At 63.2% G+C, this 14264-nt stretch carries 17 protein-coding genes; 11 read left to right on the top strand and 6 right to left on the bottom strand.

What is annotated here, in order from left to right; all coding sequences use genetic code 11:
• Positions 1-113: 113 nt before the first annotated feature.
• Positions 114-851, top strand: coding sequence for a type-F conjugative transfer system pilin assembly protein TrbC (locus K7W03_RS18675; protein WP_226870291.1), 738 nt, complete (start codon positions 114-116; stop codon positions 849-851).
• The gene (locus K7W03_RS18680) at positions 823-1428 is read left to right on the top strand and encodes a S26 family signal peptidase (protein WP_222887030.1); all 606 of its coding nucleotides are present in this window, start codon (positions 823-825) and stop codon (positions 1426-1428) included. The genes K7W03_RS18675 and K7W03_RS18680 overlap by 29 nt, the downstream gene beginning before the upstream one ends.
• Positions 1429-1529: 101 nt before the next feature.
• Here the strand turns inward: K7W03_RS18680 and K7W03_RS18685 are convergent, their stop codons facing one another.
• Positions 1530-2045, bottom strand: coding sequence for a GNAT family N-acetyltransferase (locus K7W03_RS18685; RefSeq protein ID WP_048577503.1), 516 nt, complete (start codon positions 2043-2045; stop codon positions 1530-1532).
• 21 nt (positions 2046-2066) lie between these two features.
• Entirely contained in the window at positions 2067-2369 is a 303-nt protein-coding gene (locus tag K7W03_RS18690; RefSeq protein ID WP_048577504.1) for a DUF1778 domain-containing protein, read from the bottom strand.
• 42 nt (positions 2370-2411) lie between these two features.
• On the opposite strand from K7W03_RS18690, the gene K7W03_RS18695 reads away from it, so the two are divergent.
• From K7W03_RS18695 to K7W03_RS18710, 4 genes are read left to right on the top strand one after another with little or no spacing between them, the layout of a single operon-like run.
• The gene (locus K7W03_RS18695; protein WP_148564769.1) at positions 2412-3332 is read left to right on the top strand and encodes a conjugal transfer protein TraF; all 921 of its coding nucleotides are present in this window, start codon (positions 2412-2414) and stop codon (positions 3330-3332) included.
• A complete protein-coding gene (locus K7W03_RS18700; RefSeq protein ID WP_222887040.1) occupies positions 3332-3907 on the top strand; it encodes a hypothetical protein in 576 nt (191 codons plus the stop codon). The genes K7W03_RS18695 and K7W03_RS18700 overlap by 1 nt, the downstream gene beginning before the upstream one ends.
• A 53-nt stretch (positions 3908-3960) precedes the next feature.
• Positions 3961-5385 carry a conjugal transfer protein TraH gene (locus K7W03_RS18705; protein WP_222887031.1) on the top strand — a complete coding sequence of 475 codons (1425 nt, stop codon included), beginning with the start codon at positions 3961-3963 and terminating at the stop codon, positions 5383-5385.
• Positions 5386-5396: 11 nt separating this feature from the next.
• On the top strand, positions 5397-9164 hold the full coding sequence (locus K7W03_RS18710; protein ID WP_222887032.1) for a conjugal transfer protein TraG N-terminal domain-containing protein: 3768 nt from the start codon (positions 5397-5399) through the stop codon (positions 9162-9164).
• On the opposite strand, the gene K7W03_RS18715 is transcribed toward K7W03_RS18710, so the two are convergent.
• The 3 genes from K7W03_RS18715 to K7W03_RS18725 all read right to left on the bottom strand — a co-directional run bounded on the left by K7W03_RS18715 (position 9151) and on the right by K7W03_RS18725 (position 10466).
• On the bottom strand, positions 9151-9636 hold the full coding sequence (locus K7W03_RS18715) for a hypothetical protein (RefSeq protein ID WP_222887033.1): 486 nt from the start codon (positions 9634-9636) through the stop codon (positions 9151-9153). The genes K7W03_RS18710 and K7W03_RS18715 overlap by 14 nt on opposite strands.
• Positions 9637-9741: 105 nt before the next feature.
• The gene (locus K7W03_RS18720) at positions 9742-10125 is read right to left on the bottom strand and encodes a type II toxin-antitoxin system VapC family toxin (protein WP_169575440.1); all 384 of its coding nucleotides are present in this window, start codon (positions 10123-10125) and stop codon (positions 9742-9744) included.
• Positions 10122-10466, bottom strand: a complete 345-nt coding sequence (locus K7W03_RS18725; protein ID WP_319024326.1) for a type II toxin-antitoxin system prevent-host-death family antitoxin — start codon at positions 10464-10466, stop codon at positions 10122-10124. Before K7W03_RS18725 ends, K7W03_RS18720 begins: the two co-directional genes overlap by 4 nt.
• Positions 10467-10927: 461 nt before the next feature.
• Between K7W03_RS18725 and K7W03_RS18730 the strand changes: the two genes are divergently transcribed.
• From K7W03_RS18730 to K7W03_RS18750, 5 genes are all read left to right on the top strand, one after another.
• Positions 10928-11224 carry a type II toxin-antitoxin system Phd/YefM family antitoxin gene (locus K7W03_RS18730; protein WP_169575441.1) on the top strand — a complete coding sequence of 99 codons (297 nt, stop codon included), beginning with the start codon at positions 10928-10930 and terminating at the stop codon, positions 11222-11224.
• A complete protein-coding gene (locus tag K7W03_RS18735) occupies positions 11221-11673 on the top strand; it encodes a type II toxin-antitoxin system VapC family toxin (RefSeq protein ID WP_222887034.1) in 453 nt (150 codons plus the stop codon). The genes K7W03_RS18730 and K7W03_RS18735 overlap by 4 nt, the downstream gene beginning before the upstream one ends.
• 19 nt (positions 11674-11692) lie before the next feature.
• Positions 11693-12607: a HEPN domain-containing protein gene (locus tag K7W03_RS18740; RefSeq protein WP_222887035.1), complete on the top strand. Its 915-nt coding sequence runs from the start codon at positions 11693-11695 to the stop codon at positions 12605-12607.
• A 43-nt stretch (positions 12608-12650) separates the two neighbouring features.
• Positions 12651-12926: an HU family DNA-binding protein gene (locus tag K7W03_RS18745; protein ID WP_222887036.1), complete on the top strand. Its 276-nt coding sequence runs from the start codon at positions 12651-12653 to the stop codon at positions 12924-12926.
• A 197-nt stretch (positions 12927-13123) separates the two neighbouring features.
• Positions 13124-13507 (top strand): hypothetical protein, encoded by a 384-nt coding sequence (locus tag K7W03_RS18750; RefSeq protein ID WP_222887037.1) that lies wholly within the window; start codon positions 13124-13126, stop codon positions 13505-13507.
• Positions 13508-13536: 29 nt separating this feature from the next.
• Here the strand turns inward: K7W03_RS18750 and K7W03_RS18755 are convergent, their stop codons facing one another.
• Positions 13537-13869, bottom strand: a complete 333-nt coding sequence (locus K7W03_RS18755) for a helix-turn-helix domain-containing protein (RefSeq protein ID WP_043152295.1) — start codon at positions 13867-13869, stop codon at positions 13537-13539.
• Positions 13870-14264 lie beyond the last annotated feature (395 nt).

Here is a 14264-nt window from a genome sequence, read left to right on the forward strand (position 1 = left end):
CCTGCATGGGCCTGCTGTTGGGCGTGGCGACGGCCGCGCTCGCGCAGAGCTTCGCGAGTGACGCCCCTCGCGGCGCTGCGAGGCAGTCCGCCGCGGACCAAGGCCAAGCGAGCATGAACCGGCTGGAGCGCGCGGTCTCCCGCGGCAAGAACGATGCGGCGCAACTTCCCGATCCCAGGCTTCCGCGGACCGACGATCCCGCCGACCGAAGGCGCGCGTTCGATGGCCTGCACAAGCGACTTGCCGAGCCGGACATGGAAGCACGCGCTCGCGCAGCGCAGGCGCGCGGCGAGGCAAGTCTCGCGGCCGAGCGTGAGCGGCAGGCCAAGGCGCTGCGTCGGGCGCTCGGGCTAGAGCCGGCGGAAGAGCTGGCGCTCGCCAAAGCTGCGCCGCCGGTGGCCGCAGCGGGATGGGTGCCGGTCCTGTTTGTGTCCTCGTCCATGCCGATTTCGACACTGCGCAATTATGCCGTCCAGCTCGAAAAGGTTCGAGGCGTCATGGCATTCCGCGGGGTGCCCGGCGGTCTCAGGAAGATGGGCCCGATGGCGAAGCTGACGGCGCAAATCCTTAGGCTTGACCCGGGTTGCGAGGGCCCGAACTGCGTGATGCGCGACGTGCAGATCATCATCGATCCGATCGTGTTTCGCCAACATGGGATCGCCCAGGTTCCGGCGCTCGCGATGATCCCGGGCGATCCGACCCAGGCCTATTGCGAGCGCGACGAGGAAAGCCCCCGCGCGACCCATGTCGTCTTCGGCGACAGCGCGCTTTCGGGAATGTTCGAAGAATATGCCCGTCTCGGGGGGAAGGAGGAGGTGAGCCATGCTCAGGCTCTTGCTCGCGCTCGCTAGGGCGATCGCCGGCCTGTGGCCGCGTCTGCGCCGATTGCCGCGCAAAGCGGCGGTGGCGCTGGGCGCACCCGGCCCTGACGCACCGGCGCGACCCGAACGCCTGTGGCTGGCAATGCTGGTCGTCCTGCCCCCTGCGCTGTTCGCGGCGCTCGTCGTCCCGCAGGTCACTCTGGTCATGTCGCCGTCGATCGAGGCTTTCGCGGTGCACAAGAGCCCGGGGCCGATTGCACGCGGCGACTATGTCATGTTCACGCTTCATCACCCGATCGCCGGGCCAAAGCCGGTGTCCGTCACCAAGCATGCACTCTGCATGGCCGGCGACCGGCTGACGATGTTCGAGACCCCCTCGCCCCTCATCCCTCGTAGCAGAGACGGTCATTATTATTGCAACGGCGTGCTCCTGGGCGTGAGCCTTCCGCAAGCCCATAACGGGATGAAGCTCGAGCATATGAGCTGGAGCGGAATCATTCCGCGCGGCATGGTCTATGTGGGTTCGACGCATCCGCGCGGATTCGACAGCCGTTATTTTGGACTCTTACCGATCGCGCGTCTCACCCGCATGGAGCGCATCCTGTGACCGCGCGCGATCAACGGACGCTCGCCGAGCACATCCCGCAGCGGAGTGACTCTGGCGATCTTCAGGAGGCTGTGATCGCCCCTACGCAATGCGGGGTGTCGTCAGTCTTGCAAGGCCCGGACGGCCTCGATGGGCATCAGGAGAACGCGCTCTCCCAACGGCGAGGCGATGAAGCCATGCCGTTCGTAAAAGCCGACGGCATCGTCGTCGATCGCGTGTACGATGACGGCGCGAACGCCGGCGATCTCCGAGGCGGCCGCGCAGCGGCGGAGCGCGTCGGCGAGCAGATCGGGACCCAAGCCAAGCCCCTGGAAGGCGGAATCGACGGCCAGCCTTGCGATGAGAAGGAGAGGCACCTTGTCCGGCATGCCCTTTCGCAGCTTTGCCGTGGGCAGCGCCGCACGCTCCTCCATCGCGGTCGTGATCGTATAATAGCCCACAACTTGACTGGGCCGGTCAGCACCGCACACGACGTAGGTGCGGGCCGAAGCGCCTTCACTGGCGAGCGCGCGCTCGTTGAGCCAAAGATCGAGCGAGGCGTGCCGTCCATTGCGGAACGCATCGACATCATGGTCGAAGTTCAATCGCTCAGGCGGCGTAACACGGCGCGTGGACATGGAAATGAGCGACGCGTCCGATCATCGATTCCAGAGCGGTTCGCGCTTCATCAGCTTTTCAAGGCTAGGCGACGGCACGGCCGGCGCATCGAGAAGGCTAAGAAACTGCTCATGCTGCTCGGCATCCAGAAAGAAGGTTCGCTGATCGAGGATGGCGGCCTCGGCTTCCCGCCGCGCGCTCGCAAGCATGAACTCGGACAGTTTCTGGCCTCGCAGAGAAGCGGCGCGGCTGAGCATCGCCTTGAGCTCGGCTGCAGCCCTGATCTGGATGACATCGTCCTTACGCGCAGAGGCGCTTCGGTCGGAACGGGCGTGCTGTGCCATATCGCTAAACTCCTTGCCGGCATTTGGCGATTTGCCACGACAATGTCAATACATTTGTACTTCCCTCGTCATCGGCTTGTCGTCGTGGGCTTGGCCGGGGCAGCCTTCTTCGCCGTTCCCCAATCAGTCAGTGCGCAAGGGGCGAGCCCGACTGCCGTGGCGTCCAAGCAGGGCTATTGGTGGTATCAGGCGCCGCCTGCGCCTCCCGAAAAGCCGGATGAAGCGGATGTGCTGGTGAAGCCGGTCATCCCGCCCATGGCGGAGCTGGCCACCTGGACGCCGCCGAAGATTCGCAAGCTCATCGAGCAGCAGCGGGACTATGCAGCAACGGTGCTGACGGTCGATGCCGTCGCGGATTTCTGGCGGCTTCAGGATTTTGCGCGGCGCAAGGCAAGAGCGTTCGCCGGCGTCACCCAGATCGCGATGCTGCAATATCCCGAACTCAACTCGAAGTCCGCAAATCCGATGGTGGGCGACGCGCGCTCCGAGCTGACCGCAGAGAAGGACGCCACTCGCCGGTCCTATCTGCGCGCGCATGCCGGCGAGTTCGCACTCGTCATGTTCTCACGTTCGACCTGCGGCTATTGCCGTGTCCAGTGGCCGATCATCCAGCGCTTCCAGGAAGAGATGGGCTGGCAGGTCACGCCCATGGATCTGGACAAGCGGCCCGACCTGAGGGAGCGGTTTGGAGTCGAGATCACACCGACGACGATGGTCATTCGCCGAGGAAGTCAGCAGCGCATGATCATCGCCTCGGGCGTCGAGGCTTATCCCAACCTCGCGCAGATGGCTTATCAAGCGGTCCGCCTGCTGCGTGGCGACATCCGGCCGGAACAGTTCATGACCGGTCCGGGGGAGGATGCGGGCTTCTTCGATGCGCTTGGCAACGGCCCGGTATCGGCGACCGATCCGCGAGCGCTCGGCGGCGATCTCGTGAAAACCTCCAGCGAGCCGAGGCCATGATGCGCGGTCTCATCCTCCTCGGCATCCCGGGCCTCGTCATCGGCATGGGCTCGGTATCCGCGCAGACCGTTAGCCGCGAGGACGCGATGCGAGCGGCGATCCACCCGGTCGGCGATGCGAAGACCCTGCAGGCCTGGCTCTCGCGCGTTCCTGTCACGCGTGACTTTCCAGATGACTTCACGACAACGCTACGCGGACATGGCGCCGCCTTCATCATCGAGATGACGACAAGCCCCGGCTGCATACCGTGCGGCGACCTCTGGACAAAGCTGGCCGCGCTGGGCGCGCGCTATGGTTGGCAGGTACGCACCATCGGCAGTCAGGAGGCGATGATCCGGTCGGGACGCCTCGGTTTGCCCTGGGTCGGGCATCCGGTCGCCTGGGTGCGGCCGATGGCGGACGATGCGCGTGTCGTGCCGGTGGCGATCGGCACCGACCATTCGCCCAATCTGGCTCGCAATCTCTATCTGGCCGCGAAGATGCTGACGGGGGTGAGGCCCGACGTCGGCGTCCGGGCCATGTCCAAGTTCACCGGCATCGTGGGGCTGTCGGCGAAGCGTGCAGGAAGGCGCTGAGCAATGGCGGCCTCGGTCCTTCCTTCGTCATCCCCAATCGTCCGGAGTCCGCCATGTTCGCTTGCCACCGCGCCATCGTCCGTTCGCTGATCGCCCTTGCCCTCGCGACGATCGTTGCCGCAGCTCCCGCTCACGCGCAGAGCTGGGCCGAGAGCTGGTTCGACAATGTGACCTATACGTCGCCGGGCAGCTTCCAGGACCAGACGCGGGGTTACGTCACGGCCGGTGGCATGTCGGGCCGCGTCGATGTCCACAACGACTATCTCATGTCGGTCAGCCTGCCCAAGGTCCGCGCCGGCTGCGGCGGGATCGACATGTTCCTTGGCGGTATGTCGTTCCTCGATCCGGACTATCTCGTCCAGAAGCTCGAAAGCATTCTCCAGGCAGCTCCCGCGGTCGCGTTCCAGTATCTCCTCGAGACGCTCGACGAGAAGATGGGGAACATCATCTCGAAGATGGAAGCGGCGACCAATTTCCTGAACTCGATCCAGGTCAACGATTGCCGGCTCGCCAACCGCATGGTGCAGATTGCCAAGGGCGACGACAATATGTCTGGGATCATCGAGGAGATGACCGGCTATCGCTCGGTCAAGCAAGGGTTCGCCAAGAGCTACCAGCAGAGCCGCGAGAAGATCGAGGCCAACAACAACAATCCCACCGAGGATTTGAAGGACGCGCTCGCCAACTGCCCGGCAGAGTTGACGGACATTTTCCGCACCGGCTCGCTTCTCGCCCACGCAGCGCAGCGGGTCGGCGCCGGCGACTGGGCGAGCGTGATGCGTGCCCGGGTCGGCGACGTGTACATGCGCTGGGACGATGGCGACCGAGTGCCGCTCTTCACGGCCATCCCCCAATGCCCCGCGCAGGACCCGGAAAGCGCGCAGGATTTCCTGACGGGGGGCGTCCAGCGCCGCACGCTCAATTTCCCGCCCACTGGCGCCGACTGCGCGCAGGACGGCAGCGGACGCGGTGCGCTCGTCCTGGCGCGCGAGCGCATGCAGTCGATCGCCACCAAGATCCGCACGCGCGCTGCGCTGGCGGCCGAGGAACGGCAGTTCGTGGCCAATGTCCGGACGCTTCCCGTCTATCGCATGCTCGAATGGGGTGTGCGCCAGGGCGTCGTCGACTCGGTGATCGCCGACACGGACGAACTGGTCGCGCTCACCCTCGCCTACCAGATGCTCAACGATCTCACCCGCACCATCGACTTCACGGTGACCAATGCAGAGCGAGGAGCCACGGTGGCGGGGTCGGCCGACAGCAACAACGCCAATGTCTGCCAGACGCGGATATTGTCCAAGGGAATCGAGCAGCTACGGGATTTGAGAGACGAGGTGCTGCGCCAACGCGCGCAGATGCGCCAGAGCTATATGGCGGCCCTCAACCAGACCAACCTCTCCGCCAACTATGCCGGGCTCCTGCGCGAGCGCGATCGGGACGCCCGTGACGCCGCCGGCGCCGCGGCCCGCAACCAGTAGGATCGTCTGTCATGCGCCGGCTTCCAAGGCTTCTTGCCGCCCTTCCCGCCCTGTTCCTCGCTTCCCCCGCCCTGGCGGTCGACACGAGCTTCCACACCTATGACGGCTTTGCCGAGACGGTCGAGGCTTTCCGGCTGGTGTCGATGATCTTCGGCGATCCGCGTTACGAGACGCTGGTGATGATCGTCGCGACGGTCGGGATCGGCCTCGGCGCGATCATCGCCAGCGTGCGCGGGACTGGCATGGGGCTGGTCGCCTTCGGCTTCCAGATCCTCATCGGCGTCGGCCTGTTCGTCGGACTCGTCGCCACGACGGGAACGGTCCATGTCTACGACCGGGTGCGCAACGCCTATCAGCCGGTCGGCGGCGTTCCCAACCTGCTCGTGCTCGTCGCCGGCGCGACCAACATGATCGAGCGCGCGATGGCTGAGACGATAGACGACAACACGCTCGATCCCAATGCCAAGATCGAGTTCGGGGCCGGCGGGCACAGCTTCGACTTGTTCCTGAACGCCGTTTCGCCGCGCGGGCCAATGACCGACGTCTTCCTGGACGCGACAATCAAAGACTATGTCCGGCAATGCTATCCGGTGGCACGGGTTTCGGCTGCCTATGGCGTGGACGATGACCAACTCTTCCGGACTTCAACCGACTTGCCGGCTTCCTTCGCGGCGATGGCAGGTCCCGCTACCTTCTCAACGGTCTATACCGAAGCCGACAAGGGCGGCACGACGGTCAGTTGCAGCGATGCCTGGACGTATATTTCGGATCGCCTGTCCGACCCGGTCCTGTTCGACGGCTATACGAAGCAAATTTGCGCGCGAACCGGCTATGACACGGACAATGTCCAGCAGATGACACGATGCCGGCAACAGGTCGGAGAGATGGGCCAGATGATGCTCGGCCGGCCGCTGAGTGCGCAGGCCTTCCTGACGCACATTCTGCTCGGCAACACGGTGGGCGACGTGCTGTTCGAGGATTCACCGGCGAGTGCGGCGAGAGTCATGGCCAATCGGGCAGTCATCTCCAACGGCCTCGCGACCATGTCGGTGGCGAACGAATGGATGCCGACGATCCGCGCCACCGTGTTCGGCATCATGCTGTTCATGATCCCGATCGCGCTCCTGTTCATCCTGACGCCGATCAATCTGCGGGTCGCGAGCTTTGCGCTCGGCATGTTCGTCTTTGTGGCGCTCTGGGGCGTTATCGATGCGGGCATCTATCAGCTCACGCTCGGTCGCGCGACGGCGACGCTCGCGGAGTTGCGCTCGAACGCGCTTGCGGCCAACGCCTGGCTGCTCGCGCCTTCGGCGGCGATGAAGGCGCTGGCGATCTTCGGCAGCTTTCGCACGGCCGCGGCCGGCCTAGCCGGCGCGTTCGTCTTTACCGTGTTCCGCTTCAGCGGCAATGTGTTCACCTCGTTCACGTCGGGCTCCCTCGGCGTGGCGAGCCAAGGCACGGCCGCCGCCGCGCCCATGGGTACGGCCGAGGGACAAGCGTCTGCGCTGGAAGCGCAGGCCTCGGCATTGGGCACCCGCTCCCGCGCCGCTGCGTCATCGAGCTTCGGCGATTTCGGGGAACGATCGACCTTCGGCGCCAACCGCGTCTTCGGTGAGGCAGGTCATATCCTTGGCCAGCGACCCGGCACCCCGGGCGGGACGGCGATGGCGCTTGGCGGCATCGAGGGCTCTCGTCAGCTTGGCAGCCTTGCGCCGGCGTTGGCTGGCCGGGATCTCGCCGACCCGGCAGTTGCGCGCGCCGTTCAGGCCAATGCCGCGACCACTGCGATCCACCAATTTGCCGAGAAGGATGCGCTCAGGAGCCTCGGGACGGGCTATTTCGGCCAGGGTGAGGCCGGCGAGAGGACGTTCGCGGCCTTCAGCCAGAACCTGGTGCAATGGCGCGCGTTCGGCGACAGCCGAGCTTACGGCATGATGATGCAGGCGGCCACGCGCCATTTTGAGCGGGCCGGCTATTCGGCGAGCGATGCCGAGCTCAAAGCCTCGGGCGTGATCGGAGAGGCCCAGGCCGATCCGACTTTAGCCAAGCTGATCGCCAACACCTTCGACCAGGAGCAGATGCTGAGGAACGACCTCACGTCGGCGCAGATCCAGGTCGGTGCGATGGAAGGACGCCGCGACTATGCGGGCGATAATGTCGCGGGCGTCGAGCGCACCAATGTCGCGACCGAGCAGGGCTGGCGCAGCGGCAGCAATCACGGCCAGCGAGAGGCGGCTTCGATGCTCGGTCTCTCCGTTGATGAGACGGCGCGCCGGGTCGGGTTCATCAATGCGCTGTCTGGCGAGGCGAGAAGCACCGCCGTTACGCAGCTCGGGCGCGCGACGGGAAGGAACGAGGCGCAGGTCATGGCGGCCCTTGAGCGCTACAATATGGCGGTGCAGGTCGGAACCGCTGATGGCGCCACTGCCGAAGCGGGCCGCGAGGGCACCAGTGTCTACGGACGGACGGCCGAGGCGGCTGGGTACGACTTTGCCGAGCGCTCCGGCAAGCTCGATGCGCAGCGGGAAGTCGGAACCGCAGGCACGCGCGGCGCGGCGCGGATCGGCGAGCAGCGGCGTCAGGCGGAAAATTTCGGCTTTGCCGAGGGCGCGGAGGCAGCCGGCGTATCGACGCGCGAGGCAGCGCGGCTCGACAGCTTCATCCAGGCATTGAGCCGGACCGCGGGCAACCAGGTCGACATGGCCGAGGGCGGCGCCGAGGGCGTGGCCGATCGCGCGCGTAACGAGCGGCTCACCTCGATCGTCGATCGGGAGCGGCTCACCCGCATGCAAAGGCTTCTGGGCGACAACGGCATCCAGCTGACCAAACGACAAATCGCGATGGACCAGAATGGCGACCTTGGCCTCAATCTCACGCCTGAGACGGCGGCGGCCATGTGGAGAGCGGGGCTCATCAACGAAAGCCAGCTGGGAGCGATCGCCAATGGCGGGCACGCCCGCTTCAGCTTCGCGCACAACGATCTCCTCGTCTCCAGCGGAACGGATTTCAGCCAATCGGCGCGCAGCGACACCAGCACGCGGTTCGAAGCCGGCAAGCAGGCGGGATCGGATACGATCGAGCATTTCATGGGCGGCGGTGCTGAAGGCCAGGCCATGCTCTCCAACTGGCTGCGCGGCGGGTTCGAGATGGACCGCAAGGGCGAATGGCGGCTGAAGCCGCAGGTCGCCGACACGCTCCAGCGTGATGTGCAGGCGATCATGGCCCAGACTGGGTGGCAGCGGTCCGTGTCACGATTGGCCCAAGATCAGACAACGATGGGAACCAACCTTGGCGTCGACGTGGGCCGGGACATCAGTGTTTCCGATACTGAAACGACTGGCGGTCGTGCCAGCACTCCGGGCCGGGGCCGGCGGGCGCCACCGGGGCCTGTCGAGAAGACAGACCGCGCCACGGTGGGACGTTTCGGTGCGAGGGTAGGCTTTGAAAGCCACGATACAGGCAGCACCAGCGAAAGCGCACAATCAAGTTTGGACATCGTCAATTATGATGTGCGGGAGTCGATTGCTGCCGCTGAGCGTGCCGCAGCGCGCTCGAGCGATCCCGCAGCCACCTTCTCCCGTGAGCTATCGAATCGTGTCTTGGGGAGCGAAGGCATGCGCAATCGCTACCTTCAGGATGCGGACAACGGGCGCGCCACATTCGATATAACCGGGCCGCTGACCTCGCTCGAGCAAAACTCTGTTCTCGCGAAAGGGAGCTTCTCGACCGATATCCAAGGTAGTCCGGGTGACGGCGACAGCACATTCAAGAAGCGTTGAATTTCCCGGTGTGAGGATTGATGTGCCCCGGGTTAGTCGGATTCAAGGGATTGCCGATCCAGAGAGGCCCAGACCGCGGGTCCGCTGGGTCGAACCCGGCGCGCCATCTTTTCGCCCAACGATCATGTTCTTCAAGAGCGCGCCTTCTGTAGAGGGCCTCTTCTTCCTCTTCGTCTGACAGTGGCGTTCCGTCGCCGGGCTGCACAAAACCGTCGAGACGCTCCCGAACATAGCCGACGCCCAGCACCATGAGCGCCGTCATCGGGAAGAACAGGATATTCAGATAACCGGCGAGCGCACTACCGTAGAGGGCTTCGAGCGAGGAAACTCGTGTCGCCGCCGCCATGCCCAGCCACCAGATCGGAATGGAAGTCCACCAAAGCTTCGCGTACCATGGCCGCCAAATCCAGGCCGACAGTCTCGGCTGGTCACTGACGCTACGGGGCTCCTGATCGTTGATGGCAGCTTCCACCGGGAATATCCCTTCCACTGCCCCATATCACTGATCGGGCCAGATTTCCACGGTCTACATAGTCGTCTAAAGGCGAGATTCGGGCGGAGCGTGACTTTTCGCCGACTATATTGCGCTCTCAACATCGGTCTTGGTGAAGTCGTCCCCTACGAAGAGGAGAGGACATCCATGCTCCCTGGCGACTTCGTAGGCGAAGCAGTCGCCAAAGTTGAGGCCGGCTGCATGAACGCCCTTTCCCCACTTGGAATAGGCCGAGGCAACGCGGTGCGCAGCGGCTGGGGTCACACTCACGATCTCGAAGCCAAGCCCGTCGATTAGGCTCACCATTTCCTCAGCGACGTTCCGTCGGGCCGAGACGATCAGAGTTTCAGCCACGGTTCCGGCGGAGATGATCAATTCATCCGCAGCCTCGATCGCATCGCTACAGGTAGCCGCATGCGGTTCATCAAGGACGATCGCCATCAGTGCAGACGTATCGACCGCGATCACGCGGGCAAACCATCGTCGCCATAGAGGAAATCCTGGCTATGCGCAGCGTCAGGACCGGTGGTTGCCTTCGCTGCTCCAGCTATCCGAGCGGCGTCGAGGAGCTTGCGGCGCGCCGTTCCATCGCTCGCCGGACGGACGGGGACCAACCTCACTGCCGGTTGTCCATGTCGCGTCAGGACAATCTCGTCTCCCGCTTCGGCCCGCCGCACCAACTCGGTCAGCTGCGCCTTGGCGTCGCTCACAGAGACTCGCATGTTGAACTCCCACTGGCCGTCGGCTACATAAATTTTTTGGACTATTGAATGGTCCATGTCAAGATATTTGCTCAATGTCGTGGCCACGTCAGGGCATAGCTCCCTAGTCAGCGGGTACCCTGCGACTATCTGGATCAAGGTTCGTCATGTGGGCGGCCGCGCAGCAGAATGCGCCATAATCGGGCAAGCGGATGACGTTCCGGTCCGCGACGGACCCGAATGTGAAAGCTGGCAGGTGGCGGGTCTGAAGACAAATCGCCTTGAGTATCGGATCGGGAGGCAAGGTTGTTGCGCCTGCGTGAGGGCAAATCGCCTTCGCGGAACAGCGAGCCTTGGTACGAATCGTTCTTCGTGGACATCGCCGGAGTATAGTGGATGGATGTGCCGATAGAACACCTCCGCAGACCGACGCTCCCTGGCTGACATGGGAGGTCCACGGGCGGAGCCTTGCCCTTAGTCATATCAGCCGTTTGCTCGCGAAGGGGCGATTGGTCTTGCGATAGCGGCTGGAGCAGTCTATATCTGACTAGCTAGTCAGGAGATAATCAATGGGCACGGCAGTTGGCAAGACGGAAGGTGAGAAATCCGGTCCCCGCAGTACGTGGAAACTCGAAGATGCCAAGGCCCGCTTCAGCGAAGTCGTCAGGCGTGCCCAGAGCGAGGGACCGCAGCGGGTCACGGTCCGCGGCCGGGAGGCCGTAGTGGTGATGAGCGTGGACGAACTCGACCGGCTTCTGCCCAGGGATGCGGGCAAGCCTGCGTTCGTTCCGTTCCTCGAGGGCCTCGGACTCGACGGCCTCAACCTTGAGCGCGAGATCGACCGCGGGCGGGACGTCGCCTTGTGAAAGGCTGGCTGCTGGACACGCATATCGTATCTGCGTTGGCCAGCCGGAACGGTGCGCCAAGCGTCAAGGCATGGGCGACAGCGCAACCCGAGCACCGGATGTTCCTGAGCGTCCTGGCGCTCGCGGAATTCGATAAAGGCATCCACAATCTCGAGCCGGAACATCCGGATCGTTCGCGCTATATAGCGGCCCGCGACGCCCTCGCTGAACGCTTCAGCGACCGGCTCCTCTCCGTTCACGACGCCATCGTCTATCGCTGGGGCGCAATTTCGGGTGAGGTGAAGCGGCGGACGGGGCAGTCCCCGCCGGTGATCGATACGCTGCTCGCGGCAACCGCGATCGAGCACGACCTCTTCCTCGTGACGCGAAACATCAAGGATACTCGCCACAGCGGCGCCGTGATCTTCAACCCGTGGGAAGACGAGCCTTCGCGCTTCCCTCTCACATGACCCGAATGACGATGAGACGATGAAAACCGAACTCGACCATCTTCCGGTAAACAAGCGGCGCGAACTCGATCGGGTCATCCGGATCCTCTTTGAGGAGTTCGAGGACGCGCTTGGCCAGCCGACTGGGCCGCGCAAGCTTGGCCGCATCCTCAAGATCATCCTCTACGGCTCCTATGCGACCGGACGGTGGGTGCATGAGCCGCATACCGAGAGGGGCTATCGATCGGATTTCGACCTGCTCATCATCGTCAACCAGAAGGAGCTGACGGACAGAGCCGAATATTGGGAGAAAGCGGAAGAACGCCTCGACCGGGAAACCATGATCCTCAACCGCCTGCGCACGCCGGTCAATTTCATCGTTCACACGCTGCAGGAAGTGAACGATGGGCTGGCTCATGGCCGCTATTTCTTTATGGACATCGCGCGCGATGGCATTGCGCTGTATCAAGTCGACAACAGCGAACTGCACGAGCCCAAGCCCAAGACCCCGCAGCAAGCCTATGACATGGCGAAGGGTTATTTCGACCAGTGGTTCGGCCTCGCAATATCGTCACGGTTGGGCTTTCAGTTCTTCTACGACAACAAGCAATTTCCCGACGCAGCCTATAATCTTCAACAGGCGTGCGAACGCCTCTATTACTGCGTTCTTCTCGTATACACCTTCTACACCCCATATAGCCACAATATCAAATTCCTTCGGACGCGCGCTGAAACGATTTCTGCGCGCCTCGTCGAGGCCTGGCCAAGGGAGAGCCGCAAGCAGGAAGCGTATTTCAACAAGCTCAAAGATGCCTATGTGAAGGCTAGGCATTCGGAGCATTTCAAGATGACGGAGGAGGAATTCGCGTACCTCTCCGAGCGCGTCGAGGTGCTTGGCACGATCGTCAACGAACTTTGCCAGAAAAGGTTGGAAGAACTGCGCGCCGAGCTATAGGCCCTTTATCCCATATTCAGACGAGCATTGCAGGAGGAAATGAATGAACAACAGCGACTTGGCCGAAAAGCTGGCAGCGGTGATCGACGTCACAAAGGCTGATGCCCGCAAGGCGGTTGATACGGTCTTTGCCGCAATCGCGGAATCCGCCTCGAACGGCGAGGAAATCTCGCTCAACGGCTTTGGCAAGTTCAAGGTCAAAGACACGTCGGCGCGGGAGGGACGCAATCCGGCTACGGGCGCAACCATCCAGATCGCCGCGTCGAAAAAGCTCACCTTCGCGCCAGCCAAGGCGATCAGGGATAAGCTGAACGGCTGAATTCCTAACGACCGGCGATTGATGAATCGCCGGTCAAGCCGTCATACGACCTCATCGTCTCCACAAACCTTCAGCATTCGCCTCTCCGCGTCGTATCATGGTGAGCATGAAGCGGCATAGCAGGCGTCTATCGATTGCCGCCCACTCTGCCAATGTCCAGCGAAACGGCATAAAGGGTTTCTATCCGGGAGAAAGTTGTGGCAGCTGAAGATATATCCGATGCCGCTGCGCGGCGGCTCGCGCTGGCCCTCGTTGAGAATTGTGTGCGCAATTCTCAACTGGAGGATCTCCATGCTGGCACGACCCCAGGAACAGCGGTCGGCGATTTTAGCGATGTGAAGGTGGTTACGCCCTTTGGTGACATCCCATGGAACCAGCTTTCGCGGATCTCCGATGCAGAAATGAAGGCCTTGATGATCGACATCGTCAACAAGGTCTACACGTTTCTCACGCATCTTGAGGATGTGGTGGTTCTGCGGGATTCTGCACGCTGGAATCGGCCTGAGCATGACCCTGCCCTGCTCGCCTTCGCCAATCGCCGTGCGGCTTCTCGAGGAGCGGAAGGCGAAAGGAAGGACTGAGAGATCAGCCTTGCCCGCGCTATGAAAGCTCAGCACGCGCAAATCTGACGGCGCCATTTTGCAGGCGTTATGCCGGATGCCTTGGCAAACGCTTTGGTGAAGTGGGCCTGGTCGGAGAATCCGCACTCGAGAGCGACTTGCACCAGGGGTAGCGCGGTATCGGCCAAGAGGCGTTTTGCGCACACGATGCGCTGCTGAACAAACCAGGCATAGGGTGCGATCCCAACCGTGTTCGTGAAAGCTCGCACAAAATAGCAGAGCGACAATCGGCACAGAGACGCGATTTCGGAGATCGAGATTGCGTTGCTGAGATTACACCGCATCGTGCGCATGGCCAGACTGACCTGCCAGGGGGCGAGCATCGGCCGACTGCTCGTCTCTCCTCTGGGTCCCCCGAAACCCCTCTGCCGTCCGGTCGGCACAGATTGTGTTTTAGTCTGCGCCAACCGCGCGCACGACGTCGCGCTCGCACCCACACTTCCAAAAGCCGCCATGGCGACCCCCAACGGGTTGCGAGGCAGATTGCTTGCGCCGGGGACCTCAGCGCCCTGCCTCATCGGCCACCACCAGGAGACGCTAGGGCGCAAGCCGAGGCGCGTTCGAAGTATCCATCCGGCGAGACGCGCCTTGTCGTGAGGTAGGGACCTGCTCTTAAGAACGCTCTCGAGAGCACGCTTAGGAGCAGTGGATGCGGCAGATCACGGTGATGACCGGGCCGGAACGGCGGCGGCGCTGGAGCGACGAGGAACGGCTCCAG

The sequence above is a fragment of the Sphingobium sp. PNB genome (genome assembly GCF_019873065.1).
In the GTDB taxonomy this organism is placed as follows: Bacteria; Pseudomonadota; Alphaproteobacteria; order Sphingomonadales; family Sphingomonadaceae; genus Sphingobium; species Sphingobium fuliginis.